At 66.0% G+C, this 25,070-nt stretch carries 23 protein-coding genes and 1 pseudogene; 14 read left to right on the top strand and 10 right to left on the bottom strand.

The window, feature by feature from the left end:
• Positions 1 to 13: 13 nt before the first annotated feature.
• Entirely contained in the window at positions 14 to 1,027 is a 1,014-nt protein-coding gene (locus EET10_RS25475) for a Zn-ribbon domain-containing OB-fold protein (protein ID WP_122502590.1), read from the bottom strand.
• Between the two features lie 46 nt (positions 1,028 to 1,073).
• On the opposite strand from EET10_RS25475, the gene EET10_RS25470 reads away from it, so the two are divergent.
• Positions 1,074 to 2,105: an LLM class F420-dependent oxidoreductase gene (locus EET10_RS25470; RefSeq protein WP_063466872.1), complete on the top strand. Its 1,032-nt coding sequence runs from the start codon at positions 1,074 to 1,076 to the stop codon at positions 2,103 to 2,105.
• A 51-nt stretch (positions 2,106 to 2,156) separates the two neighbouring features.
• Here the strand turns inward: EET10_RS25470 and EET10_RS25465 are convergent, their stop codons facing one another.
• Positions 2,157 to 2,876: an acetoacetate decarboxylase family protein gene (locus tag EET10_RS25465; protein ID WP_063466871.1), complete on the bottom strand. Its 720-nt coding sequence runs from the start codon at positions 2,874 to 2,876 to the stop codon at positions 2,157 to 2,159.
• A gap of 28 nt (positions 2,877 to 2,904) precedes the next feature.
• Here EET10_RS25465 and EET10_RS25460 point away from each other — a divergent pair, with 28 nt between their 5' ends.
• On the top strand, positions 2,905 to 4,110 hold the full coding sequence (locus EET10_RS25460; RefSeq protein ID WP_081260458.1) for a cytochrome P450: 1,206 nt from the start codon (positions 2,905 to 2,907) through the stop codon (positions 4,108 to 4,110).
• A 59-nt stretch (positions 4,111 to 4,169) separates the two neighbouring features.
• On the opposite strand, the pseudogene EET10_RS25455 reads toward EET10_RS25460, so the two are convergent.
• Positions 4,170 to 5,006, bottom strand: a pseudogene (locus EET10_RS25455) (hypothetical protein); the annotation flags it as partial.
• A gap of 97 nt (positions 5,007 to 5,103) precedes the next feature.
• Complete coding sequence (locus tag EET10_RS25450) at positions 5,104 to 5,916, bottom strand: crotonase/enoyl-CoA hydratase family protein (protein ID WP_122502589.1); 813 nt, start codon at positions 5,914 to 5,916, stop codon at positions 5,104 to 5,106.
• A gap of 22 nt (positions 5,917 to 5,938) precedes the next feature.
• Here EET10_RS25450 and EET10_RS25445 point away from each other — a divergent pair, with 22 nt between their 5' ends.
• Positions 5,939 to 7,627 carry an acyl-CoA synthetase gene (locus EET10_RS25445; RefSeq protein WP_063466867.1) on the top strand — a complete coding sequence of 563 codons (1,689 nt, stop codon included), beginning with the start codon at positions 5,939 to 5,941 and terminating at the stop codon, positions 7,625 to 7,627.
• A 290-nt stretch (positions 7,628 to 7,917) separates the two neighbouring features.
• Here EET10_RS25445 and EET10_RS29835 read toward each other — a convergent pair whose 3' ends face one another.
• A complete protein-coding gene (locus EET10_RS29835; RefSeq protein WP_167480224.1) occupies positions 7,918 to 8,181 on the bottom strand; it encodes a hypothetical protein in 264 nt (87 codons plus the stop codon).
• A 36-nt stretch (positions 8,182 to 8,217) separates the two neighbouring features.
• Positions 8,218 to 8,604 carry a hypothetical protein gene (locus EET10_RS30325; RefSeq protein WP_218028490.1) on the bottom strand — a complete coding sequence of 129 codons (387 nt, stop codon included), beginning with the start codon at positions 8,602 to 8,604 and terminating at the stop codon, positions 8,218 to 8,220.
• A gap of 84 nt (positions 8,605 to 8,688) precedes the next feature.
• On the opposite strand from EET10_RS30325, the gene EET10_RS25435 reads away from it, so the two are divergent.
• Together EET10_RS25435 and EET10_RS25430 are read left to right on the top strand one after the other, a co-directional pair.
• Positions 8,689 to 9,537, top strand: a complete 849-nt coding sequence (locus EET10_RS25435; RefSeq protein ID WP_122502588.1) for an amidohydrolase family protein — start codon at positions 8,689 to 8,691, stop codon at positions 9,535 to 9,537.
• Positions 9,534 to 11,081: an acetolactate synthase large subunit gene (locus EET10_RS25430; RefSeq protein WP_122502587.1), complete on the top strand. Its 1,548-nt coding sequence runs from the start codon at positions 9,534 to 9,536 to the stop codon at positions 11,079 to 11,081. The genes EET10_RS25435 and EET10_RS25430 overlap by 4 nt, the downstream gene beginning before the upstream one ends.
• A gap of 24 nt (positions 11,082 to 11,105) precedes the next feature.
• Here the strand turns inward: EET10_RS25430 and EET10_RS25425 are convergent, their stop codons facing one another.
• The 4 genes from EET10_RS25425 to EET10_RS25410 all read right to left on the bottom strand — a co-directional run bounded on the left by EET10_RS25425 (position 11,106) and on the right by EET10_RS25410 (position 15,796).
• Positions 11,106 to 11,816 carry a serine hydrolase gene (locus EET10_RS25425; protein ID WP_063466862.1) on the bottom strand — a complete coding sequence of 237 codons (711 nt, stop codon included), beginning with the start codon at positions 11,814 to 11,816 and terminating at the stop codon, positions 11,106 to 11,108.
• Between the two features lie 91 nt (positions 11,817 to 11,907).
• Complete coding sequence (gene fadD17, locus EET10_RS25420; RefSeq protein ID WP_063466861.1) at positions 11,908 to 13,413, bottom strand: long-chain-fatty-acid--CoA ligase FadD17; 1,506 nt, start codon at positions 13,411 to 13,413, stop codon at positions 11,908 to 11,910.
• A gap of 78 nt (positions 13,414 to 13,491) precedes the next feature.
• Positions 13,492 to 14,589 carry an acyl-CoA dehydrogenase family protein gene (locus EET10_RS25415; protein WP_063466860.1) on the bottom strand — a complete coding sequence of 366 codons (1,098 nt, stop codon included), beginning with the start codon at positions 14,587 to 14,589 and terminating at the stop codon, positions 13,492 to 13,494.
• 16 nt (positions 14,590 to 14,605) lie between these two features.
• Complete coding sequence (locus tag EET10_RS25410; RefSeq protein WP_063466859.1) at positions 14,606 to 15,796, bottom strand: acyl-CoA dehydrogenase; 1,191 nt, start codon at positions 15,794 to 15,796, stop codon at positions 14,606 to 14,608.
• A 259-nt stretch (positions 15,797 to 16,055) separates the two neighbouring features.
• Here EET10_RS25410 and EET10_RS25405 point away from each other — a divergent pair, with 259 nt between their 5' ends.
• The 9 genes from EET10_RS25405 (at position 16,056) to EET10_RS25365 (ending at position 25,066) form a co-directional block, all read left to right on the top strand.
• On the top strand, positions 16,056 to 16,247 hold the full coding sequence (locus EET10_RS25405; RefSeq protein ID WP_036395462.1) for a ferredoxin: 192 nt from the start codon (positions 16,056 to 16,058) through the stop codon (positions 16,245 to 16,247).
• Positions 16,248 to 16,290: 43 nt separating this feature from the next.
• Positions 16,291 to 17,265, top strand: a complete 975-nt coding sequence (locus EET10_RS25400) for a 3-oxoacyl-ACP reductase (RefSeq protein ID WP_122502586.1) — start codon at positions 16,291 to 16,293, stop codon at positions 17,263 to 17,265.
• 242 nt (positions 17,266 to 17,507) lie between these two features.
• A complete protein-coding gene (locus EET10_RS25395; protein WP_036406428.1) occupies positions 17,508 to 18,272 on the top strand; it encodes an MlaE family ABC transporter permease in 765 nt (254 codons plus the stop codon).
• A 34-nt stretch (positions 18,273 to 18,306) separates the two neighbouring features.
• Positions 18,307 to 19,149: an MlaE family ABC transporter permease gene (locus tag EET10_RS25390; RefSeq protein ID WP_036406431.1), complete on the top strand. Its 843-nt coding sequence runs from the start codon at positions 18,307 to 18,309 to the stop codon at positions 19,147 to 19,149.
• 15 nt (positions 19,150 to 19,164) lie between these two features.
• The gene (locus EET10_RS25385) at positions 19,165 to 20,367 is read left to right on the top strand and encodes a virulence factor Mce family protein (RefSeq protein WP_036406433.1); all 1,203 of its coding nucleotides are present in this window, start codon (positions 19,165 to 19,167) and stop codon (positions 20,365 to 20,367) included.
• Entirely contained in the window at positions 20,367 to 21,419 is a 1,053-nt protein-coding gene (locus EET10_RS25380) for an MCE family protein (protein WP_063466856.1), read from the top strand. The genes EET10_RS25385 and EET10_RS25380 overlap by 1 nt, the downstream gene beginning before the upstream one ends.
• On the top strand, positions 21,409 to 22,482 hold the full coding sequence (locus EET10_RS25375; RefSeq protein ID WP_036406436.1) for a virulence factor Mce family protein: 1,074 nt from the start codon (positions 21,409 to 21,411) through the stop codon (positions 22,480 to 22,482). Before EET10_RS25380 ends, EET10_RS25375 begins: the two co-directional genes overlap by 11 nt.
• Positions 22,479 to 23,906, top strand: a complete 1,428-nt coding sequence (locus EET10_RS25370) for a virulence factor Mce family protein (RefSeq protein ID WP_063466854.1) — start codon at positions 22,479 to 22,481, stop codon at positions 23,904 to 23,906. Before EET10_RS25375 ends, EET10_RS25370 begins: the two co-directional genes overlap by 4 nt.
• Positions 23,906 to 25,066, top strand: a complete 1,161-nt coding sequence (locus EET10_RS25365) for an MCE family protein (protein WP_036406438.1) — start codon at positions 23,906 to 23,908, stop codon at positions 25,064 to 25,066. The genes EET10_RS25370 and EET10_RS25365 overlap by 1 nt, the downstream gene beginning before the upstream one ends.
• Positions 25,067 to 25,070 lie beyond the last annotated feature (4 nt).

Here is a 25,070-nt window from a genome sequence, read left to right as displayed (position 1 = left end):
CCAGTTAGGCCCTTTACAGGTGGTGCTTGTAGGTGTCGTAGTCGGCGTCCGGTTCTCCGGTGGGCCGGAAGTACTGGATGTTGTCGATGCCGAATCCCCACTCTTCCCGAGGTTTCCACACCGCCTCGACCCGCATCCCCATCCGCACCTCGTGCGCGTCGATGTCGGAAACCAAATGCAGGAACGGGATATCGGCGCCGTCGAGCAACACGTAGGCCGCCACGTAAGGCGGTTTGATCCGCTGACCCATGAACGGGATGTTGATGATCGCGAACGTCGTCACCGTGCCCTTGTCCGGCAGCTCGACGAACTCGGTGGTCGGCTGGCCGGTGGCCGGGTCGGCGCCGTGCGGTGGGAAATAGACCTTTCCCTTTACCCCGCCATCGCTTCTAGTGCGGGCGCCGAGCAACTTGCCCTCGGCGATGGCCCGCAGATACGCGCTCTCCTCGTGAGATGCGGTGTGCTGAATGGTCATCTCGATCGGGGTGACGATCATGGTGACCGGGTCTTTGTCTTCTTTGTCGGCTTGTGCTTCCGGGACAGGTTCGGGTTCGCCGCCCAGCGCGAAGTAGGCGATATCGGTGATGGCGCCCACGGTCTCGTCGGCCCAGTGCACATGCACCCGGACGCCGGTGCGAATATTGTCGACTTCGACGGCGTCGACGGCGTGCATCAGCAGGGTGTCGGCGCCGTCCAGCTTGATCAGCGCCCAGGCAAATGGGCGGTCCAGCGGCTGGCCCGGCAACGGCTCCGGCTGCCAGGTCCAGGATGCGACGGTGCCGACATCCGACACCGGTACCATCTCGGTCAGCGGTTTGTAGGTCACCGGGTCGTATTCCGCGGGTGGTACGTGCACCCGGCCATCGGATCCGCGAACGCCCAGAATGCGGCGCTCACGCAGTGCGGTGAAGAACTGGCCGAGGGTGGGACCCACCGAACGGGTGTAGTCGAACGACAACGTCAACGGCGCGGAGAGAGGCGGCTCACGATGATCGATCAAGGTCGGGCCGCTCGAGGTGGCTGTCACGCCTTCGAGTAGAACAGGTTCTAACTATGGTCGCAAGGAGGCAGGGATGAAGCTGGGCCTACAGCTAGGGTACTGGGGCGCTCAGCCTCCGGAGAATGCCGCGGAACTCGTCGCCGCGGCCGAGGACGCCGCGTTCGACGCCGTGTTCACCGCCGAGGCGTGGGGCTCCGATGCTTACACCCCGCTGGCCTGGTGGGGTTCGGCCACGCGGCGGCTGCGCCTGGGTACCTCGGTGGTCCAGCTGTCCGCGCGCACTCCGACGGCTTGTGCGATGGCGGCCTTGACGTTGGATCATCTGTCCGGTGGGCGGCACATTCTGGGGCTCGGCGTGTCCGGCCCACAGGTGGTCGAGGGCTGGTACGGCCAGCCGTTCCCCAAGCCGCTGGCGCGCACCCGCGAGTACATCGACATCGTGCGCCAGGTCTGGGCCCGCGAGAAACCGGTGACCAGCGACGGCCCGCACTATCCGCTGCCGCTGACCGGCGCGGGGACCACCGGGTTGGGTAAGGCGTTGAAGCCCATTACCCATCCGCTGCGTGCCGGCATCCCGATCATGCTGGGTGCGGAGGGGCCGAAGAATGTGGCGTTGGCCGCCGAGATCTGCGACGGCTGGCTACCGATTTTCTATTCGCCCCGGATGGCCGGCATGTACAACGAATGGCTCGACGAGGGATTCGCCCAGGCCGGCGCCCGCCGCAGCCGTACGGATTTCGAGATCTGCGCGACGGCGCAGATCGTCGTCACCGAAGACCGCGCGGCGGCGTTCACCGGAATCAAGCCGTTCCTGGCGCTGTACATGGGCGGCATGGGCGCGGAGGACACCAACTTCCACGCCGACGTCTATCGCCGGATGGGTTACGCCGAGATCGTCGACGACGTGACCAAGCTGTTCCGGTCCGGACGCAAGGATGAGGCCGCTGCGGTGATCCCCGACGAGCTCGTCGACGACGCGATGATCGTCGGGAACCTCGACTACGTGCGTAAGCAGATCGCGGCCTGGGAGGCCGCCGGCGTGACCATGATGGTGGTCAGCGCCCGCAGTGTTGAGCAGGTCCGCGACCTCGCCGCGCTGGTTTGACGGCGGTCCTTGCGGGGCGATTAGAACGCGTTCTAGATTGACCGGATGAGTTCAGATGGCGTGCGCGTCGCCGAAGGTCATCTCCACGTTGGCCGCCGACTGCGACAGCAGCGCCCGCTTGGGCAGGCCCAGCGAAGCCAGCTCCTTGGCGTAGGGGTGGTCGCCCAGGTGGAGGCGGGCGCCGCCAAGCCTGGCCCGCAGGCCGGTCATGCGCATCTCCCACGGAATCTCCCGGGTCACCCCGTCGAGGTGCGAATAGGTTTTCAGCGTTTGCGCGCCTCTGGTGGGGAGCGGAAGTCCGTTGCTGAACTCGATACCGGCGATGAGCTGCCCGTCGGCGCTGACGTCGAAGCCGAATCCGGCGCCCTCGCGAACGGTGAAGTCCGCCATGATCTTCGGGAAGCCCCAGATGGTGCGGCCGGCCTCGAGCGTGAACGACTGGTCGACCGGCAGGTGGTGGATGAACGCCGCGGCTCTGCTGAGGGCGCGCGGACCCCTGGCTCGTCGGGCGTGGGAGCCGGGCGGATTGACCATGACCGCGGTGCCGTATTCGTGGTACTGGCCGAGGTCGCCGTCGACGTAGCGCACCAGCATCTGCATCACGATCGCCTTGCCGGGCAGGTACTCGCACACCGTCAGGCCGCTGTAGTCGATGAGGCGCTGTGTCGGCGCGACGGGCACCGAGAACATCGCGGAGTGCATGTCCGCTTTGCGGATTCGGACCGGCATGGTGAGCACCGTGCCGGCGATGGTGTGTTGCGAGACGGCCATGACGCTCACTGTAATGCGGAGGACTGGCATGACTGAAGCCGTTGGTAGGCCTGACGTCGATTTGACCGACGGCACCTTCTACGCCGGCCGTGAGGCACGCGCGGCGTACCGGTGGATGCGGACGCATCAGCCGGTCTTTCGGGACCGCAACGGGCTGGCCGCGGCGTCCACCTACCAGGCGGTGATCGACGCCGAACGACAGCCCGAGCTGTTCTCCAGCGCCGGCGGTATCCGTCCCGACCAGCCGGCCATGCCGATGATGATCGACATGGACGACCCCGCACATCTGCTGCGGCGCAAGCTGGTTAACGCCGGCTTTACCCGCAAGCGGGTGCGCGACCGCGAGGAATCGATTGCGGCGCTGTGCGACACGTTGATCGACGCGGTGTGCGAACGCGGTGAATGCGACTTCGTGCGGGATCTTGCCGCGCCGTTGCCGATGGCGGTGATCGGCGACATGCTCGGGGTGCGCCCGGAGCAGCGCGACATGTTCCTGAAGTGGTCCGACGACCTGGTGACGTTTCTGAGTTCACATGTGTCGCAAGAGGATTTCCAGATCAGCATGGATGCCTTCGCGGCCTACAACGACTTCACCCGCGAGACGATTGCGGCGCGTCGTGCGGAGCCGACCGAGGATCTGGTCGGGGTGCTGGTGCGTTCCGAAGTCGACGGGGAGCGGCTCAGCGACGACGAGCTCGTCATGGAGACGCTGCTGATTCTGATCGGCGGCGACGAAACCACGCGGCACACGTTGAGCGGGGGAACCGAGCAGCTGCTGCGTAACCGGGACCAATGGGACCTGTTGCAGCATGACCCGTCGTTGCTGCCTTCGGCGGTGGAAGAAATGCTGCGCTGGACCTCGCCGGTGAAGAACATGTGCCGAATGCTCACGGCGGATACTGACTTTCATGGCACGGCGTTGCGGGCCGGCGAGAAGATGATGCTGTTGTTTGAGTCGGCGAATTTCGACGAGGCGGTGTTCTCTGAGCCGGAGAAGTTCGACGTCTGCCGAAACCCGAACAGCCACTTGGCATTCGGGTTCGGCACGCATTTCTGTCTGGGCAATCAACTGGCACGCTTGGAGTTATCGTTGATGACGGAGCGGGTGCTGCGGCGGCTGCCCGACCTTCGGCTGGCGTCTTCGGATGCGTTGCCGCTGCGACCGGCGAACTTCGTCAGCGGCTTGGAGTCGATGCCGGTGGTGTTCACGCCTAGTGCGCCGGTTCGGGGCTGATCCCGTTCGCCGAACGTGCAGTCGCTGCGAGATTCTGAGTCATTTTCGCGCTGAGTGCACGTTCGGCGATCCCACGCGGCGGACAGTCGCCAGATGACGCTGCCTTCGGTGTCCTCAGCGGTGACGCGGACGTTGATCCAGCCCAACTCAGCGATGGTCTCGGCGCGTCTGATGTCCTTACTGAACTGCCTTCGGTCGGTGCGATGGTGGTCGCCGTCGTACTCCACCGCGACCTTGATGTGCTGCCAGCCCATGTCGAGAACCGCGACCAGCTGTCCGTATCGGTCGTAAACCGGGATCTGCGTCTGTGGCTTTGGAAAACCGGCCCGGATCAGTATGAGACGCAGCCACGTCTCGCGGGGAGACTCCGCGCCCGGGTCGACCAGATTCAGTGTGGTACGGGCATGTCTGATGCCGCGACGTCCCCGATAACGCTCGGCGAGCAACTCGGCGTCGGGGATCTTGAGTTCGGTTGCGCGACAAAGGGCATCGATGGCAGCGACTGCTTTTCCGACCGGATACCGGCATGAGAGGTCGAGTGCGGTACGGGCTGCTGTGGTGACGGGCATGCCGGCGATGCGTTGGATCTCGTCCTCGGCAACTGCATCCGACCACGTATGTACCCCGGTTGGCGGACGGCGATAGTCGTAGAGCAGTTCGGCTGGGCTCCGATTGTCGATCCACTTGGCGCCGTGCAGCGCCGCCGCGGAATGCCCGGCCACGATCCCGCGGCGCCGCGACCATAGCCAAGCGGCGCGAGCGCGTGTGATGGCATCGAGTTCGGTGCCGGTCGTGACGTAGATGTCCGGATGGATTGCGGTGAATCGGCTGCGCAGGCGGTATGGCGTCAGGATGTGAGCCGCGAGGGCTTCACTGCCAACGAAGGGTTCTTGCATGGCCGCAGTGTGCCGCGGCCTGCCGACACCTTCGCCGAGCGTGTAGTCCTTGCGAGATTCTGGCCGGCTTTTCGCGCTGAGTGCACGTTCGCGAAAACTAGCGGTTCTGGAAGTTGGGTTTGCGTTTCTCGGCGAATGCCTTCGGGCCTTCCTTGGCGTCGTCGGACAGAAAGACCTTGATACCGATCTGGGTGTCGATCTTGAACGCGTCGTTTTCGGCCATGCCTTCGGTCTCGCGGATGGTCCGCAGGATTGCCTGCACGGCGAGCGGGCCGTTGTTCTCGATGGTTTGCGCGAGTTCGAGGGCTTTGGTCAGGGCCTGCCCGTCGGGCACCAGGTGCCCGATCAGGCCCATCTCCTTGGCCTCGGCGGCGGTGATGTGCCGTCCGGTCAGCAGCAGGTCGCAGGCCACGGTGTAGGGGATCTGGCGGGGTAGGCGCACCGCGGAACCGCCCATCGGGTACAGGCTCCACTTGGCCTCGGAGATGCCGAACTTCGCGCTTTGCCCGGCGACCCGGATATCGGTGCCCTGCAAGATCTCGGTGCCACCGGCGATCGCGGGGCCTTCGACGGCGGCGATCAACGGTTTGGTCAGCCTGCGACCTTTCAGCAGGGCGTCGATGCGTGACGGGTCGTAGCTGCCGTCCTTGAACGACTCACCCGGCGGCTTCTTGGTTGCCGCCTTGAGGTCCATCCCGGCGCAGAAGTAGCCACCTGCCCCGGTGAGGATGGCGCATCGGATGTCGGGGTCGTTGTCGACGCGGTCCCAGGCTTCGACCATGATCTGCATCATTTCGCTGCTCAGCGCGTTGCGGGCGTGCGGCCGGTTCATGGTCACGACCAGCGTGTGACCGCGCTGCTCCACCAGCGCGTCAGGACCCGTTTGTTCGTTTGCTGAAGCCTGGGGCACGGTTACCGCCTCTCCGTCGACAATGGGTCCGAGCTTGTCAAGAAATGTAACACGTTCTAGTTTGGGGTCCGTGGCCCTGAATATTGCCGATCTCGCTGAGCACGCCATCGACGCGGTGCCTGACCGGGTAGCGCTCATCTGCGGAGATGAGCAGCTGACCTACGCCCAACTCGAGGAGAAAGCCAACCGCCTGGCGCACTACCTGCTCGATCAGGGAGTGCAGAAGGGCGACAAGGTCGGACTCTACTGCCGCAACCGCAATGAGATCGTCATCGCGATGCTCGGCATCGTGAAGGCCGGCGCCATTCTGGTCAACGTCAACTACCGCTATGTCGAGGGCGAGCTGGGGTACCTCTTCGACAATTCCGACATGGTTGCACTGGTTCACGAACGCCAGTACTCCGACCGGGTCGCCAATGTGCTGCCGGACACCCCCAATGTCAAGACCGTCCTCGTTGTGGAGGACGGTAGCGAGGCTGACTTTGACCGCTACGGGGGAGTGGAGTTCTACGCCGCGTTGGAGCAGGGCTCGCCGCAGCGTGACTTCGGTGAGCGAAGTGCTGACGACATCTACCTGCTGTATACGGGTGGCACCACGGGCTTTCCGAAGGGTGTGATGTGGCGCCACGAAGACATCTACCGCGTGCTGTTCGGCGGAACCGATTTTGCGACAGGAGAATTCGTCAAGGACGAGTACGACCTGGCCAAGGCCGCCGCCGCGAACTCGCCGATGATCCGCTATCCGATTCCGCCGATGATCCACGGCGCCACCCAATCTGCCACTTGGATGTCCATCTTTTCCGGCCAAACTACTGTTCTGGAACCGGAATTCAACGCCGAGGAGGTATGGCGCACGGTCGAGAAGCATAGGGTGAACCTATTGTTCTTCACCGGTGACGCGATGGCCAGGCCGTTGCTGGATGCGCTTGACAGAGAACATGATTACGATCTGTCGTCGCTGTTCCTGCTGGCCAGCACCGCCGCTCTGTTCTCGCCCAGCATCAAGCAGAAACTGCTTGAGCTGCTTCCGAATCGGGTTATCACCGACTCAATTGGGTCGTCGGAGACCGGGTTTGGTGGTACCAGTATTGTCGCTGCCGGCGCTTCGCAGAACGGGGGTCCGCGAGTCACCATCGACCACCGGACGGTGGTCCTCGACGAGGACGGCAACGAAGTGCAGCCCGGCTCCGGGGTGCGTGGCATGATCGCGAAGAAGGGCAACATTCCGGTCGGCTATTACAAGGACGAGAAGAAGACCGCCGAGACGTTCAAGACGATTAACGGTGTGCGGTATGCGATTCCGGGTGACTACGCCATGGTTGAGGCGGACGGAACGGTCACCATGCTGGGCCGCGGCTCAGTGTCGATCAACAGCGGCGGTGAGAAGATCTATCCCGAAGAGGTCGAGGCCGCGTTAAAGGGGCATCCCGACGTCTTCGATGCTCTGGTGGTCGGGGTGCCCGATCCCCGGTACGGCCAGCAGGTGGCGACCGTGGTGCAGGCCCGGCCCGGGTGCCGTCCGTCACTGGCCGAGCTGGACGGCTTCGTCCGCGGTCTTATCGCGGGATACAAAGTGCCGCGCAGCCTTTGGTTCGTCGACGAGGTGAAGCGGTCACCGGCCGGTAAGCCGGATTACCGGTGGGCCAAGGAGCAGACCGAAGCGCGACCCGCCGATGAGGTGCGTGCCAGTCAGGTTGCTACTGGGGCCTGATTTTGGGCTTGGTCGGCGGCGGCTGTGCATAGGCGCTGGGGCGGCTTGCGTCGCGGTAGGTCCGTTTGGCCATGGGCGAAGCCACGTTTCGGCATGGCTGCAGGCGAGGGCCGAACCGCGGGCCGGCCGCTTGGTGGCGCAACCGTGGTCGGGGGTCGACTGCACCGCACGCGCAGGCGATGATGTGACCGACGTTGGGCGGCGGCGCGGCTAACGGTTCACAGCCATGAGGTTGCGGGCCCGCCGCCCGGTTGGCGGTACTCTCACCACGGGCCGCTGATATAGCCGGGTCAGGCAGGGCCTCCGGTGCCACCGGTGCCACCGGTGCCGCCTTTGCCGCCCTTCCTGCCGGTGGTACCGATCGGAGGTAGGCCGGGACCGCCAGCGGTACCTCCGGTGCCGCTGAGGCCGCCGCTGCCGCCGTTGCCCGCGTTGCCGCCGTTGCCGCCGCCGATCCCGAGAGCGCCGGCGCCGCCGGCGCCACCCTTGCCGCCGTGGCCACCCAGGCCACCGGCCGTGGCGCCGGGAACTGTCGCGTTGGCGGCCGTTGCCAATCAGCGGTCTTCCCAAGAACAGCTGGGTTGGCGCATTCACCAGGTTGAGCACGTCCTGCTCGAGGGAACCGCGGGTTCTTGTGGGGTGGCGGCGGGGCCGGTGGCGCCGGCGGAGACGGTGGCGGGTCCGGCGGGTCCGGCGGCCGCGGCGAATGGCTGATCGGCCCGGGCGGCGCGGGTGGCACCGGTGGGGCGGGCGGCAACGGCGGGTTCTTGTGGGGCGGCGGCGGGGCCGGTGGCGCCGGCGGAGACGGTGGCGGCAACGGTGGCGCCGGCGGTGACGGCGCCTGGTTGTGGGGTCGCGGGGGCGCCGGCGGCGTTGGTGGCCACGGTGGCGGTGACGGCGGTGCGGGAGGTCGCGCCGCGCTGCTGTTTGGCGCTGCTGGTGCATTTAGTGCGTGCACGAGGCCGCGAACCGGCCAAGACAGCTCGGTCGGATCGCTGTCGGCGTCAGAATCCACAGGTCCGCACGAAAGAGCCGGCACGGCGTCTACAGTTCGAAGCGCGATGACGATCGATGTGTGGATGCAGCACCCGACGCAGCGGTTCCTGCGCAGCGACATGTTGGCGTCGCTTCGGCGCTGGACCGGTGGGTCCATACCCGATACCGAGATCCCGATCGAGGCAACGCTCGCGGCGATGGACGCCGCCGGCGTTGACGTCGGGCTGCTCAGTGCGTGGCACGGCCCCGGCGGCCAGGATCTGATCTCCAACGACGAGGTCGCCGCATGGGTCGCTGCGCATCCCCACAGGTTTGCCGCTTTGGCGACGGTCGACCTGGACCGTCCCATGGCGGCGGTTCGGGAACTGCGGCGCCGCGTGCGCGACGGGTTCGTCGGCCTGCGGGTGGTGCCCTGGCTTTGGAACGCCCCACCCACCGACCGCCGCTACTACCCGTTGTTCGCCGAATGCGTCGAGTCCGCGGTGCCGTTCTGTACCCAGGTCGGACATACCGGGCCGCTGCGGCCGTCGGAAACCGGACGTCCGATTCCCTACATTGATCAGGTGGCACTGGACTTTCCGGAACTGGTGATCGTGTGCGGGCACGTCGGCTATCCGTGGACCGAGGAAATGGTCGCGGTGGCCCGCAAGCACGAAAACGTCTACATCGACACCTCCGCCTACACCATCAAGCGGCTACCGCCGGAGCTGGTGCGCTTCATGAAAACCGGTACCGGACAACGCAAAGTCTTATTCGGCACCAATTATCCGATGATCGCCCACCAGCACGCCCTGGCGGGTCTCGACGAACTCGGTCTCACCGATGAGGCCCGACGAGACTTCTTGCACCGCAACGCTATACGTGTATTCGGGAAGTTGGTAGGCGGACCGGCAGCAGGAAGGGCAATTCCATGAACGGTGCTCAGGCCCTCATCAGCACTCTGGTCGACGGCGGTGTCGAAGTGTGCTTCGCCAACCCCGGTACGTCGGAGATGCACTTCGTGGCAGCACTCGACTATGTTCCCCAAATGCGCGGTATATTAACGCTTTTCGAAGGCGTGGCCACCGGTGCGGCCGACGGCTACGCCCGCATCGCCGACCGGCCCGCGGCGGTGCTGTTGCACCTTGGTCCCGGGCTGGGCAACGGTCTGGCCAACCTGCACAACGCGCGCCGTGCGTGGGTGCCGATGGTGGTCGTCGTCGGTGACCATGCGACCTATCACAAAAAGTACGACGCTCCACTGGAATCCGACATCGATGCGCTGGCCGGCACGGTATCGGGATGGGTGCGACGGACGCAGACGGCTGGTGACGTGGGAACCGATACCGCCGACGCCGTCGCGGCAAGCCGGCTGGGTCCGCAGATCGCGACGCTGATCCTGCCCGCTGACGCCTCGTGGTCGGAAGGCGCCGCGCCGGCCGCCACCGCGCACGAGCCGCCGGTGCCGGCGGGTGCGGACCTGGAGTCGGTGGCCGGCGTGTTGCGCTCCGGAGAACCCGTGATGTTGCTGATTGGTGGGGACGCCACCCGCGGCCCGGGGTTGGCCGCGGCCGCGCGGATCGCCGACGCCACGGGGGCCCGCTGGCTATGTGAGACGTTTCCGACCCGGCTGGAGCGCGGCGCCGGCGTGCCCGCGGTGGAGCGCCTGGCGTACTTCGCAGAAGCAGCCGCGGCGCAACTGGATGGGGCCAAGCACCTGGTGCTGGCCGGCGCCAAATCACCGGTGTCGTTTTTCGCCTACCCCGGCATGCCAAGCGATCTGGTGCCGGCCGGATGTGCGGTGCACGTGCTCGCCGAGCCAAGCGGAGCGGCGGAGGCGTTGACCGCGCTGGCCGACGAGCTGGCACCCGGCACCAGCGCGCCGGTGGCGGCAGCGTCACGTCCGCAACTTCCCGAGGGGGCGTTGACGTCGGCGACGGCGGCCGACGTGATCGGTGCGCTGATGCCCGATCGGGCGATCGTCGTCGACGAATCCACCACCTCGGGTCTGCTGCTGCCAGCAGCTACCGCCGGGTGCCCGGCCCACGACTGGCTGACGCTGACCGGCGGAGCGATCGGCTACGGCATCCCGGCGGCGGTGGGGGCTGCCGTCGCGGCACCGGACCGTCCGGTGCTGTGCCTGCAAGCCGACGGCTCGGCGATGTACACGATTTCGGGGTTGTGGACCCAGGCGCGGGAAAACCTGGACGTCACCACCGTCATCTACAACAACGGCGCCTACGACATCCTGCGGATCGAGTTGCAGCGCGTCGGCGCCGGGTCCGCTCCCGGTCCCAAGGCGCTGAACCTTCTCGACATCTCGCCTCCCAGAATGGATTTCGTGAAGATGGCTGAGGGAATGGGTGTTTCAGCACGTCGCGTCACCACCTGTGAGGAGCTCGCCGACGCCTTGCGCGCCGCCTTCGCCGAACCCGGACCGCACCTGATCGACGCGGTCGTGCCGTCGCTGCTGGGATAACGCGGCCCCAGCACCGGCGGCTCGTCAGCGCCGGATCAGCTCGGGGACCCGGCCGACGAGCCAGGCCGTCATCTGGTTGAGCGCATCCACCCCGGCCTCGAAAGCCTTCGCCTGGGCCGCCAACGCCACACCGGCATGGCCGGATGCGGTGGGAAAGATTCCGAATTGCCTTACCAGATAATCGCCCTCGCTGCCCGGACCCCAACCACCTTTCGCGGCAGCACCTTTGGCGGCCAACCCCCAACGATGGTCGTCGACGAGACGATGCATCAAGTCGATGACACGGTCGGCGTCGGAAATCCCCGGCAGGGACGCCGCGAATTGTGCTTGCCGGTCCAGCGGCCACTGCGTTTGCCCGAATGCCGTGAAACCCTCTCGCAGCCGACGGGATTCGACTACGGTGCACGTATCGCCGGCTTCTCGGAGTACGTCTTGCACCTGCCGCGCCGCGTCAGCGGGATCTCCCAGTTGCGACCATAGCGCTTCCGCGGCGATATTGTCCGATTCGGTGATCGCCTTGACCGTCAAGTCTTTTGCGCGGCCACGGTCACGACGCAGCGCAGCGATCGCCAACGGCACCTTGATCGTTGACCAAGCAACACCGGACGACCACCGGCCCACCACAGATGCCCCGGGTTGTCCCGGTGCGGCGACGGCCAGGCCAATGACCGCCGGCACTGCGGCAGCGAGCTCTGCAAAGCTCTCTTCGAGTGACGTATGCGGTTCGCCAGTCATCTGCACCTTGGTCGACGGGCATAATCGCCTGACACGAGTACCGATCCTGGCCGGCCGGTACCAACACCAAGCGGTGCCTCGGCGAAATCCGCTATCGCGGTATCGGCCACACCGGATCACCGCAGTCGACACCGTCGGCCGAAAGTTGGCGCTTGAGCACCTTGAAGGTCATGGTGCGGGGCAGCGTCGCGCTCACCCGGACGTATGACGGCCACTGCTTGGGCCCCAGGTCGGGCTGTCCGGCCAGAAAAGCCCGGAACGAGTCGACGTCGAAGTCGACCCCGGACGCCATCACCACCGCCGCCATCACCTGGTCACCCACCACCGGATCGGGTACCGGATAAACCGCTACCTCGGCAACTCCGGGGTAGCGCTGCAGCACCCGTTCGATCGGTGCCGTACCGAGATTCTCTCCGTCGACGCGCATCCAATCACCCAGCCGCCCCGCGAAATAGGCATAGCCGGCCGCGTCGCGGTAAGCCAGGTCGCCGCTGTGATAGACGCCGCCGGCCATGCGCTCGGCGGAGGCGGCGTCGTCGTTGTAGTAGCCCTCGAAGCGACCGGGCCCGGCGATGTTGACCAACTCGCCCATGACGCCCGGTGGGCACTGTTCGCCGGTCTCGGGGTCGACGATCTGAATACCCTCCGGCAGCGGTCCGAGCGCACCGGCCGGAGTGTCGGGCGTGCGACTGATCGCCACGCCGCCCTCGGTCGAACCGAACCCGTCGATGACCACACAGCCGAACCGGCGCCCGAACCGCTCGACGTCACCGGGCACACCTTCGTTGCCGTACACCGCCCGCAGCGGGTTGTCGGCGTCGTCGGGCTGCTCGGGTGTCGCAAGCACGTACGACAACGGTTTGCCGACGTAGTTGGCGTAGGTGGCGCCGTAGCGGCGCACGTCTGCCAGGAACCCGGAGGCAGAAAACTTACGACGCAACGCCATTGACCCTTGGCATGCCAGCGCCACCGCCCATCCGACCAGGACCGCGTTGGAATGGAACAACGGCATCGACACGTAGCAGACGTCATCGCGGCCCAGGCCGAAGCGCTGGGTCATGGTCACGCCGGCGATCGCCACCTTGCTGTGACTGCACTTCACCGCCTTCGGGTCACCGCTGGTGCCCGAGGTGTAGATCAACATGAAAGTGTCTGCGGGTGAGGAGGATTGGAAACACACGCCGGCGTCGTGTTGAGCCGCGACCTCGTCGGCCCATCCGGCGGAATCCACGTTGACATGGTCCAGATCCCCCAGCGACGCAGCAGATTCCGAGTCGGCAAGCACCAGCTGACAGTCGGCGTGCCGGATGTCGCGGGCCAGTGCCGCGCCGCGGCGCACCGGATTGAGACCCACTGGAACGATGCCCGACATCCCGGCCGCCACCAACATCGCCGAGAAGAATGGGGTGTTCTGCAGCAGCACCCCGACATGCGGCGGACTCCCGGGATCCAGACGATCACGCAACGCCGCCGCGATAGCGGCTCCGTGCCGTAGGTGATCACGCCAACTGGTGAAAGAGTCCTCGAAATACACGCCCCGGTCCGCGATTTCGGCCAACGGCACTAGCAGTTGGGTGACGGTCGGATCAGTGCTCAATGCTTCGGACTTCTCGTCTCGAGCGTGACGCCGCAGTCACGTTCGCATCCCACCGCGACGCTACAGTCACGCAAGCCACTAGGCCGGGGTCTCTGCCAGCTCACGCCCGATCTGGCGCAGCTGCCTGGTGGCACCGCCCAGGGCGAACTCGGTCTCCTTGGCTGCCAGAAAGTATCGATGCACCGGGTGATCGGTGTCGACGCCGACACCGCCATGCACGTGCACGATCGTGTGCGCCACCCGATGCCCGGCGTCGGCGGCCCAGAACGCGGCCGAGGCCACCTCGAGCTCGGCCGGCAGATCTTCGGCGACCTTCCAGGCCGCCTGGGTCAGCGTCAGCCGCAGCCCCTTGACGTCGATGTAACCGTCGGCCAGCCGTTGCCCCACCGCCTGGAAGCTGCCGATCGGGCGGTCGAATTGCTCTCGGGTACGGGCGTACTCGGCCGTCATCCGCAATCCGCGCTCCAAGACGCCGAGCTGGAATGCGCTGCGGCCCAAGGAATATATCGTGCGCAGCCAGGCGACCACGGTACTGCCGCCAACCCGGCGCGAGCCGTCCACCGCAACACCATCCAGGGTCAGATGCCCGATGCTGCCCAGGCCGGTGGTGTGCAGAGCTGTCACGCGCACCCCCGGGTCATCGGCGGCGACAAGGAAAACCTCGGTGCCGGAATCGGTTTCGGTGGGAACCAGAAAGGCGTCCGCGACCGGGCCGTAGCCCACCTGGGTGCGCGTGCCGCTAAGCCGATAGCCCTCGGCGGCGCCAACGGCCTGCACCGGGCCCTCGCCCATTTCACCGTCTAGCGCGACGGTCAAGATCTTCGATCCGCTGACCGCCGGCACCCCCCAGCCCTGCTGCAGTTCCTCGGGGCCGAACCGGGCCAGCGCACCGGCGGCCAGCACCACCGACTCGAGATAGGGCACCGCGGCCAGCTGGTGACCCAGCGCGACCAGCACCGCAATCTGCTCGAGCACCCCGAATCCGTCGCCACCCAGCGACGTCGCCGCCGCGCTGGTCAGGATGTCGGCGCCGGCCAGCTTGTCCCAAAGCTCGCGGTCGAACCGTTGCTCCAGTGCGTCCAGCTGCCGCTGATGCTGTGGGGTGCACACCGCGTCGACGATGGTGTCCACTAGACCGCCAAGATCGGCCGCGGCCTCGGTTGTCGAGAAATCCATTGCTGCTCCAGTCCTTTCAGCGGCTGGCCCGGGGCAGGCCCAGCGCCACCATGCCGATGATGTCGCGCTGCACTTCGTTGGTACCGCCACCGAAGGTCAGAATCAGGCACGCCCGGTGCATCCGCTCCACCCGGCCGCGCAGCAATACGCCCGGCGAATCCTGGCGCAGCGTGGCCGCGGTACCCAGCACCTCCATCAGCAGCCGGTAGGCCTCGGTGGCCAGCTCGGTCCCGAACACCTTGGCGGCCGAGGCATCGGCCGGAGACGGCGCCTCGTCCTGCGATGACGCGAGCTCCCAGTTGATCAACTTCAGCACCTCGGCTTTGGCGTGCACCCGGGCCAGGTTGAGCTGCACCCATTCCGAGTCGATGAGCCGCGCTCCGCTGGAATCCTTGGTGTTCTGCGCCCATTCACGAACCTCGCGCAGGCACAGGAAGATCGGCGCCGGCGACACCAGCGCGACCCGCTCGTGATTGAGCTGGTTGGTCACCAGCTTCCAGCCGCCGTTCTCCTCGCCGACTCGGTTGGTCACCGGCACCCGCACATCGGAGTAATAGGTGGCGCTGGTGTCGGGGCCGGCCATGGTGTGCACCGGCGTCCAGGAGAACCCGTCGGCGGTTGTCGGCACGATCAGCACCGAGATGCCCCGGTGCTTCTTGGTCCCCAAAGAATCGGTGTTGGTGCGCACCGCCAGCCAGACGTAGTCGGCGTACTGGATCAGGCTGGTCCACATCTTCTGTCCGTTGATCACGTAGTCGTCGCCGTCGCGGACGGCGGTGGTGCGCAGGTTCGCCAGGTCGGTGCCGGCGCCCGGCTCGGAGTAGCCGATCGAGAAATGCAGATCCCCCGCAGCAATTCGCGGCAGGAAGAACTTCTTCTGCTCGTCGGTGCCGTAGGCCATGATGGTCGGCGCGACGCTGTTGATCGTCAGGAACGGCACCGGTGCACCTGCCAGCGCCGCCTCGTCGGCGAAAATCAGCGAGTCCATCGGCGAGCGGTCCTGGCCGCCGTACTCCTTGGGCCAGTTCAGGGTGAGCCAGCCGTCCTTGCCCATCTGCGCGACCGTCTCCCGGTACACATTGCCGAGGCCGATTTCGCCCCCGATCGAGCTCAGCGCCTCGCGCCGCTCCGGCGTCATCAAGGTGGTGAAGTACGACCGCAGTTCGCGGCGCAGGTCTTCCTGCTCAGGTGTGTAACTGATGCGCATTCCTGCCGCCTCCGGTCAAACGTCGTGCACATAGTGCCGTCACTGGCCGCCGAAACGGCCGCCGAAACGGCCGCCGAAACGGCCGCCTGAACGAGCGCCTGAACGAGCGCCTGAACGAAGGCGAACGGCTACCCATCCGTTCTCCCGGTTGTAACACGTTCTAGTCTGGGAATCCAGCGACCGTTTCGTCAGAGGCGCCACAGCCCTATGGTGGTGCTACGGAGTGATCAGGTAAAGCGCCAGCTTCAGGGAGGATGCCGTGCGGGTAAAGGTGGACCGTGACCGGTGCGAAGGTAACGCGGTGTGCTTGGGAATTGCACCGGATATCTTCGACCTGGACGACGAGGACTATGCCGTCGTGAAGCTTGACCCCATTCCGCCGGACCGAGAGGCCCTGGCCGAGCAGGCGATCGCCGAATGTCCGCGGGCGGCCCTGCTCCGCGAGGACTAGGCCCCAGAACAACCCGAACAACCCGAACTAGAGGTATTCATAATTGACTAGGGCCAATGGCCCGGCTTCTGCTGCGACCCCCGCAAGGTCCGCATCGTCGCCGGGCAGCAGCACGAACGCGACCGATCTGTCCGGGAAGGTCGCGGTGGTCACCGGCGCGGCCGCGGGACTGGGCCGCGCCGAGGCGGTGGGGCTGGCCAGGCTCGGCGGTGTCGTCGTCGTCAACGACATCGGCGCCGCCCTGCACAACTCGGATGTCATCGACGAGATCAACGCAATCGGCGCCAAAGCGGTCGCGGTCGCCGGCGACATCAGCCAACGCGCAACGGCCGACGAACTCGTCGCAACCGCCGACGGGCTGGGCGGGCTGGACATCGTGGTCAACAACGCCGGTATCACCCGCGACCGGATGTTGTTCAACATGTCCGACGAGGACTGGGACCAGGTCATCGCGGTACACCTACGCGGCCATTTCCTGCTCACCCGTAACGCGGCCACCTACTGGCGCGCGAAAGCCAAAGACACCGCGGACGGCTCGGTGTATGCCCGGCTGGTCAACACCTCCTCGGAGGCGGGGCTGGTCGGTCCCGCAGGGCAGGCCAACTACGGAGCGGCCAAGGCGGGCATCACCGCGCTCACCCTGTCGGCGGCGCGGGCGCTGGGACGCTACGGCGTGCGCGCCAACGCAATCTGCCCGCGGGCCCGCACCGCGATGACCGCCGAGGTCTTCGGCGCCGAGCCCGAAATCGCAGAAGGTGAAATCGACCCGTTGTCACCGGAACACGTGGTCAGCCTGGTCCAGTTTCTGGCGTCGCCGGCGGCCGCGGAGGTCAACGGGCAACTGTTCATCGTCTACGGCCCGCAGGTGACGCTGGTGGCCGCGCCGACGGTCGAGCAGCGCTTCAGCGCGGACGGCCAGGCGTGGGAGCCCGCGCAGCTGAGTGACACACTGCGGGATTACTTTGCTGGCCGGGCTCCGGACCGCAATTTTTCGGCTACCGGTCTGATGGCACAGTAGGGACCCGACGACGACCGGGGGGCTTGTCGGGCCCTGCTTCAGCAGTTAGAACCTGTGTCAGAACGACCGCACGAGAAAGGGTTTAACCAGCCAAATTAACGCAGGTTATGCAAAGTACTGTTCATTGACACGGCGAAGTCGTTCTGGGTTAATATGAGCCGGCTCGCCAGGAGCCGCATCTGGCCCCCGCTCGGGCTCAGGGGACACATCGGCTTCGCCGCCTAGCAGACGGGGGAACCAAGTTGATTCAACAGCTTGCGGTTCCGGCCCGGGCCGTCGGCGGGTTCTTCGAAATGTCGATCGATACCGCACGTGCTGCTTTCCGGCGTCCGTTTCAGTTGCGCGAGTTCCTCGATCAGACCTGGATGGTTGCCCGGGTATCACTGGTCCCCACCCTGCTGGTCTCCATCCCGTTCACGGTCCTGGTCGCCTTTACCCTCAACATCCTGCTGCGTGAAATCGGTGCGGCCGACCTCTCCGGCGCCGGAACGGCATTCGGCACCATCACCCAGCTGGGCCCGGTGGTGACCGTGCTGGTGGTGGCCGGCGCCGGCGCCACCGCAATCTGCGCCGACCTGGGCGCCCGCACCATCCGCGAAGAGATCGACGCGATGCGGGTACTGGGTATCGACCCGATCCAACGCCTGGTCGTGCCAAGGGTTTTGGCGTCGACGCTGGTCGCGTTGCTGCTCAACGGATTGGTGTGCGCCATCGGTTTGTCCGGTGGCTATGTGTTCTCCGTCTTCCTGCAGGGGGTCAACCCCGGTGCCTTCATCAACGGGCTGACCGTGCTGACCGGCCTTCGGGAGTTGATCCTGGCCGAAGTCAAAGCGCTGCTGTTCGGCGTGATGGCCGGGCTGGTCGGCTGTTACCGTGGCCTGACCGTCAAGGGCGGGCCCAAGGGCGTCGGCAACGCGGTCAACGAAACCGTCGTCTACGCGTTCATCTGCCTGTTCGTGATCAACGTGGTGATGACGGCCATCGGCGTACGAATCTCGGCGAAGTAACACATGAAGGAAAGCAAGCGATGGTGATGAAGCGATGAGCTATGACGTCACTATCCGCTTCCGCCGATTCATGTCCCGACTGCAGGAGCCGGTGGACAGTTTCGGCGAGCAGGCGCTGTTCTACGGCGAAACCGTGCGCTACGTCCCCAACGCCATCACCCGCTATCGCAAAGAGACCATCCGGCTGGTCGCCGAGATGACCCTGGGCGCGGGCGCGCTGGTCATGATCGGCGGCACGGTCGGCGTGGCGGCCTTCCTGACCCTGGCCTCCGGTGGCGTCATCGCGGTGCAGGGCTACTCGTCGCTGGGCAACATCGGGATCGAGGCGCTCACCGGATTCCTCTCGGCGTTTTTGAACGTGCGCGTCGTCGCACCGGTGATCGCCGGCATCGCCCTGGCGGCCACCATCGGCGCCGGCGCCACCGCCCAGCTGGGCGCGATGCGGGTGTCGGAGGAGATCGACGCGGTCGAATGCATGGCCGTCCACTCGGTCTCGTACCTGGTGTCGACCCGGTTGATCGCCGGTCTGGTCGCCATCATTCCGCTGTATTCGCTGTCGGTGCTGGCCGCGTTCTTCGCCGCCCGCTTCACCACGGTGTTCATCAACGGGCAGTCCAAAGGCCTTTACGACCACTACTTCAACACCTTCCTGATCCCGTCCGACCTGCTGTGGTCGTTCCTGCAGGCGATCGTGATGTCGATCGCGGTGATGCTGGTGCATACCTATTACGGCTACAACGCCAGCGGCGGTTCGGTCGGCGTCGGCATCGCCGTAGGTCAGGCCGTTCGGACTTCGCTGATCGTGGTGGTGGTCATCACGTTGTTCATCTCGCTCGCCGTCTACGGCGCGTCCGGCAACTTCAACCTCTCTGGATAAGGACTCGATAGGACCATGGCGGGCGGATCGCGACGCACCAGCGTGCGGGTGGCGGCAGCGCTGCTGGCCGGCCTGATGGTGGGGTCGGCCGTCCTGACCTACCTGTCCTATACCGCGGCCTTCACCTCGACCGACACCGTCATCGTGTCCGCGCCGCGGGCCGGGCTGGTGATGGAGAAGGGCGCCAAGGTCAAGTTCCGCGGTGTCCAGGTCGGCACCGTCGAGGACATCACCTATAGCGGTGACCAGGCACGGCTGCGGCTGGCCATCAGAAGCGGCGAGATGCATTTCATCCCGTCCAACGCGACGGTCCGCATCGCCGGCAATACCATCTTCGGGGCCAAGTCAGTGGAGTTCGAACCGCCCAAGACGGCGCCGTCGCCCACGTCGCTGCGCCCCAACGCGCATGTCGAGGCACCCCAGGTGCAGCTGGAGGTCAACACGCTGTTCCAGTCGCTCATCGACCTGCTGCACAAAATCGACCCGGTCGAATTGAACGGAACGCTCAGCGCGCTGTCCGAAGGCCTGCGCGGCCACGGCGACGATCTCGGCGCGCTGTTGTCGGGGCTGAATACGCTGACGCGCCAAGCGAATCCGAAGCTGCCCACCCTGCAGGAGGATTTCCGCAAGGCGGGCATCGTGACCAACGTCTACGCCGACGCCGCGCCCGACCTCAACACCGTGTTCGACAGCCTGCCCACCATCAACAAGACACTGGTGGACAAGCAGAAGGACCTGAACACCACGCTGCTGGCCACCATCGGCCTGGCCAACAACGCCTACGAGACGCTGGAGCCCGCCGAGCAGAACTTCATCGATGCCATCAACCGGTTGCGGGCCCCGCTGAAGGTGGCCGCCGACTACTCGCCGGAATTCGGCTGCCTGTTCAAAGGAATCGGTCGCGGTATCAAGGAATTCGCGCCGTTGATCGGGGTCCGCAAGGCGGGCCTGTTCACCTCGTCGAACTTCGTGCTGGGCGCGCCGGCCTACACCTACCCGGAGAGCCTGCCGATCGTCAACGCCTCCGGCGGGCCGAACTGCCGCGGTTTGCCCGACATCCCGACCAAACAGAACGGCGGGTCGTTCTACCGCGCGCCGTTCCTGGTCACCGACAACGCCAACATTCCATACGAGCCGTTCACCGAGGTGCAGGTTGACGCGCCGTCGACCTTGCAGTTCTTGTTCCACGGCGCCTTCGCCGAACGGGACGACTTCTGATGGCCGGCGGGGGCGTGCCGTCGCATCGCTCGATGGTGATCAAGGTCAGCATCTTCGCACTGGCGATGTTGCTGGTGGCCGCGGCGCTGGTGGTGGTGTTCGGCGACTTCCGGTTCGGCCCCGAAGCCAGCTACCACGCCACCTTCACCAACGCGTCCCGGTTGAAGGCTGGCCAGAAGGTGCGCATCGCCGGCATACCGGTCGGGGCGGTCTCGGGGGTCGCGCTGAACCCGGACAACACCGTCGACGTGACGTTCGGAGTCGACAAGCGCTACACGCTGTACTCGTCCACGCGTGCGATGGTCCGGTACGAAAACCTGGTCGGCGACCGGTACCTGGAGATCACCTCCGGGCCCGGGGAGCTGCGCAAGCTGCCGCCGGGCGGCACCATCAACGCCCAGCACACTCAGCCGGCGCTGGACCTCGATGCGCTGCTGGGGGGACTGAAGCCGGTGCTCAAGGGCCTCGACGCGGACAAGGTCAACACGATCACCAGCGCGGTCATCGAGTTGCTGCAAGGCCAGGGCGGCGCATTGTCGGACGTGCTCGCCGAAACCAGCGCCTTTTCGACGGCCCTGGGCCAACGCGACCAGCTGATCGGTGACGCGATCACCAACCTCAACGCGGTGCTGGCCACCGTCGACCAGAAGAGCGCGCAATTCTCCGCCAGTGTCGACCAGCTGCAACAGCTGATCACCGGGCTGGCCGACAACAAGGACGCGGTTGCCGGCGCGATCCCGCCGCTGGCCTCGACGACAACCGATCTCACCGACCTGCTGAGAAATTCGCGTCGGCCGTTGCAGGGCATCCTGGAAAACACCCGGCCGTTGGCCACCGAGCTCGACGAACGCAAGGCCGAGATCAACAACGACATCGAACAGCTGGGCGAGGACTACCTGCGGTTGGCGGCACTCGGCTCCTACGGGGCGTTCTTCAACATCTACTTCTGCACCGTGACGATCAAGATCAACGGTCCGGCCGGCAGCGACATCCTGATCCCGATGGGCGGTCAGCCGGATCCCAGCAAGGGAAGGTGCGCCTTTGCCAAGTAAGAAGCCAGGCAGTAAACGCGATCGCGACCCGCTGCGCACCGGCATCTTCGGCGTGGTGCTGGTGGTCTGCGTCGTGCTGATCGCATTCGGCTACGCCGGGCTGCCCTTCATTCCTCAGGGCAAGACCTACGACGCCTACTTCACCGATGCGGGCGGCATCACGCCCGGTAACGCCGTCTACGTCTCGGGCTTCAAGGTGGGCAAGGTCTCGGAGGTGAGCCTGGCCGGTGACAGCGCCAAGATCACCTTCAGCGTGGACCGCAAAGTCGTCGTCGGCGACCAGTCGCTGGCCGCGATCCGGACCGACACCATCCTCGGCGAGCGGTCCATCGCAGTCACCCCTGCCGGCAGCGGGCATGCCACCACGATTCCGTTGAACCGCACCACCACGCCCTACACACTCAACGGCGCCCTCGAGGAGCTGGGCCGCAACGCCAACGACCTGAACAAGCCGCAGTTCGAGCAGGCCTTGAAGGTGCTCACCGAGACGCTGCATGACGCCACACCGCAGCTGCGCGGTGCGCTGGACGGCGTGACGTCGCTGTCGCGCACCCTGAACAGTCGCGACGAAGCGCTGCAGGGTCTGCTGGCGCACGCCAAGACGGTAACCGGGGTGTTGTCGCAGCGCGCCGCGCAGGTCAACAAGCTGATCGAGGACGGCAACCAGTTGTTCGCCGCGCTCGACGAGCGCCGTGCCGCGCTGGGCGCGCTCATCTCCGGCATCGACGACGTCTCGGCGCAGATTTCCGGCTTCGTCGCCGACAACCGCCGAGAGTTCGGCCCGGCCCTCTCCAAGCTCAACCAGGTGCTGAGCAACCTCAACGAGCGCCGCGACTACATCACCGAAGCCCTCAAGCGGCTGCCGGCCTACGCGACCACGCTGGGCGAGGTCGTCGGATCCGGACCGGGATTCAACGTCAACGTCTTCAGCGCGATTCCGGCGCCGCTGATGGCCATGGTGTTCGACATGGTCTACCAGCCCGGCAAACTGCCGGACAGCTTCGCCGACTATCTGCGCGGGCTCATCCAGGAACGCTGGATCATCAGGCCGAAGTCACCATGACGACCGCCATACAACGACGTTTCGGCCGCCGGGGCGTGCGCACCGTCACCATCATCGCGTTGGTCGCGGTGCTGGTGGGCGGTGTCTACGTGCTGGCTTCGGTGGGCGGCAACGGCCGCAAGATCGTCGCGTACTTCACCTCCGCCGTCGGGCTCTACCCCGGCGACGAGGTCCGCATCCTCGGGGTTCCGGTCGGTACCGTGGACGCGATCGAGCCGCGGCCGTCCGACGTCAAGATCACCATGTCGGTGTCCGAGGACGTCAAGGTTCCCCGCGACGCCCAGGCCGTCATCATGTCGCCAAACCTGGTGGCGGCGAGGTTCATTCAGCTCACTCCCGCCTACACCGGCGGCGCGGTGCTGCCCGACGGCGCCAGCATCGAGCTGTCCCGCACCGCGGTCCCGGTGGAGTGGGACGAGGTCAAGGAGGCGCTGACGCAACTGTCGGTCACGCTCAGTCCGGCCGCGGGGGAACTGCAGGGCCCACTGGGAGCAGCGATCAACCAGGCCGCCGACACCCTCGACGGCAACGGCGACTCGTTCCACAAGGCGCTGCAGGAACTCTCGCAAGTCGCCGGGCGCCTGGGGGATTCGCGCAGCGACATTTTCAGCACCGTCAAGAACCTGCAGGTACTGGTCGACGCGCTGTCGCAGAGCAACGAGCAGATCGTTCAGTTCGCCGGGCACGTGGCCTCGGTGTCGCAGGTGCTCGCCGACAGCTCACGCAACCTGGACCACACCCTGGGCACGCTCAACCAGGCGCTCTCCGATATCCGGGGCTTTCTGCACGAGAACAACTCGACGCTGATCGAAACGGTCAGCCAGCTGGGCGACCTTACCCAGACCTTGAGCAACCAGAGCGACAACCTCGAACAGGTGTTGCACGTGGCGGGTCCCGGTATCGCCAACTTCTACAACATCTACGACCCCGCGCAGGGCACCCTGAACGGTCTGCTGTCGATACCCAACTTCGCCAACCCCGTGCAATTCATCTGCGGCGGCTCGTTCGACACCCCTGCGGGAACGTCGGGACCCGACTACTACCGGCGCGCCGAACTGTGCCGTGAGCGCTTGGGACCGGTGCTGCGCCGGCTCACGGCGAACTACCCGCCGATCATGTTCCACCCGCTCAACACGATCACGGCCTACAAGGGCCAGGTCATCTACGACACCCCGGCCACCCAGGCCAAGGCCGAGACGCCGGTTCCGGAGTTGACCTGGATTCCGGCCAAGCCGACGACTCAGCCTGCGCCGGGCAACAGCACCGACCTGCAGAGCCTGCTGGTTCCCCAAGCGCCGGGCCCCCCGCCCGGTTTCGGCCCGCTGCCGGGGCCGCCGCCCAGCGCCGCTGCCGGTCCGCAGCCTGCTCCGGCGGGCTCCCCGGCGCCGACGGCACCGCTGCCTGCCGAGCAGGGGGCCGGCTGATGAAGCGAATCATGTTGCGGGCCAGCGCTTTTGCTGCGGGCAGCACGCTGCTTGCGGGTTGTCAGTTCGGCGGGCTGAACTCGCTGCCGTTGCCCGGGACCGCCGGCCACGGCGACGGCGCATTCACGATCACCGCCGAGATGCCCGACGTGGCGACGCTGCCGCAGAACTCGCCGGTGATGGTCGACGACGTCACTGTGGGCAGTGTCGCCGGCATCGACGCCATGCAGCGGCCCGACGGATCCTTTTATGCCGCGGTGACATTGGCCATGGACAAGCAAGTGGTGCTGCCGTGCAACTCGACCGCCACGGTCGCCCAGACGTCGCTGCTGGGCTCGATGCACGTCGACCTGGTGCGTCCGGCAGACAATCCGACCGGCAGGCTGGGCGACCGGAACTGCCGGTCCATCCCGGAGTCCCGCACGGGCCGCGCGCCTACCACTGAGGAGGTGTTCGCCGCACTCGGGGTGGTGGTCAACAAGGGCAATGTCGGTGCGCTGGAGGAGATCACCGACGAGACCTATCAAGCCGTGGCGGGCCGGCAGGGTCAGTTCAAAGACCTGATCCCCAGGCTCGCGGAGTTGACGGCCGGACTCAACAAGCAGGTCAACGACATCATCAACGCGGTCGACGGGCTGAACAGATTCGCCGGCATCCTGGCCCGGGACAAGGACAACCTGGGTCGGGCGCTGGACACCTTGCCCGACGCGCTTCGGGTGCTCAACAAGAACCGCGCCAGCATCGTCGAGGCGTTCGCCGCGCTGAAAAAGCTGGCCATGGTCACCTCGCACGTGCTGTCCAAGACCAAGACCGACTTCGCCGCAGACTTGAAAGACCTGTACTCGGTCGTGAAGGCGATCAACGACAACCGTAAGGAATTCGTCACCTCGCAGCAGCTGCTGCTGACCTTCCCGTTCCCCAACTTCGGCATCAAACAGGCGGTGCGCGGGGACTATCTCAACGTGTTCACCACGTTCGACCTGACCCTGCGGCGTATCGGCGAGACGTTCTTCACCACGTCGTATGCACTCGACCCGAACATGGCGCACATGGACGAGGTCGTCAACCCGCCCGACTTCCTGACCGGGGAATTGGCCAACCTGTCCGGACAGGCGGCCGACCCGTTCAAGATTCCGCCCGGTACGGCTTCGGGTCAGTAAGGGT

Source organism: Mycobacterium pseudokansasii (assembly GCF_900566075.1).
GTDB lineage: Bacteria > Actinomycetota > Actinomycetes > Mycobacteriales > Mycobacteriaceae > Mycobacterium > Mycobacterium pseudokansasii.
Note: the sequence above shows the minus strand (reverse complement) of the source record. Positions and strands in the feature narration are given on the sequence as shown.

Coding starts and splice junctions, on each gene's coding strand:
- EET10_RS25460 (WP_081260458.1), top strand. CDS start 2,905: ATGACTGAAGCCGTTGGTAGGCCTGACGTCGATTTGACCGACGGCACC.
- EET10_RS25425 (WP_063466862.1), bottom strand. CDS start 11,816: ATGACTGGCGAACCGCATACGTCACTCGAAGAGAGCTTTGCAGAGCTC.
- EET10_RS25365 (WP_036406438.1), top strand. CDS start 23,906: ATGAAGCGAATCATGTTGCGGGCCAGCGCTTTTGCTGCGGGCAGCACG.
- EET10_RS25470 (WP_063466872.1), top strand. CDS start 1,074: ATGAAGCTGGGCCTACAGCTAGGGTACTGGGGCGCTCAGCCTCCGGAG.
- EET10_RS25445 (WP_063466867.1), top strand. CDS start 5,939: ATGGGTCCGAGCTTGTCAAGAAATGTAACACGTTCTAGTTTGGGGTCC.
- EET10_RS25465 (WP_063466871.1), bottom strand. CDS start 2,876: ATGGCCGTCTCGCAACACACCATCGCCGGCACGGTGCTCACCATGCCG.
- EET10_RS25380 (WP_063466856.1), top strand. CDS start 20,367: ATGGCCGGCGGGGGCGTGCCGTCGCATCGCTCGATGGTGATCAAGGTC.
- EET10_RS25415 (WP_063466860.1), bottom strand. CDS start 14,589: ATGGATTTCTCGACAACCGAGGCCGCGGCCGATCTTGGCGGTCTAGTG.
- EET10_RS25410 (WP_063466859.1), bottom strand. CDS start 15,796: ATGCGCATCAGTTACACACCTGAGCAGGAAGACCTGCGCCGCGAACTG.
- EET10_RS25430 (WP_122502587.1), top strand. CDS start 9,534: ATGAACGGTGCTCAGGCCCTCATCAGCACTCTGGTCGACGGCGGTGTC.
- EET10_RS25370 (WP_063466854.1), top strand. CDS start 22,479: ATGACGACCGCCATACAACGACGTTTCGGCCGCCGGGGCGTGCGCACC.
- EET10_RS25390 (WP_036406431.1), top strand. CDS start 18,307: ATGAGCTATGACGTCACTATCCGCTTCCGCCGATTCATGTCCCGACTG.
- EET10_RS25435 (WP_122502588.1), top strand. CDS start 8,689: ATGACGATCGATGTGTGGATGCAGCACCCGACGCAGCGGTTCCTGCGC.
- EET10_RS25385 (WP_036406433.1), top strand. CDS start 19,165: ATGGCGGGCGGATCGCGACGCACCAGCGTGCGGGTGGCGGCAGCGCTG.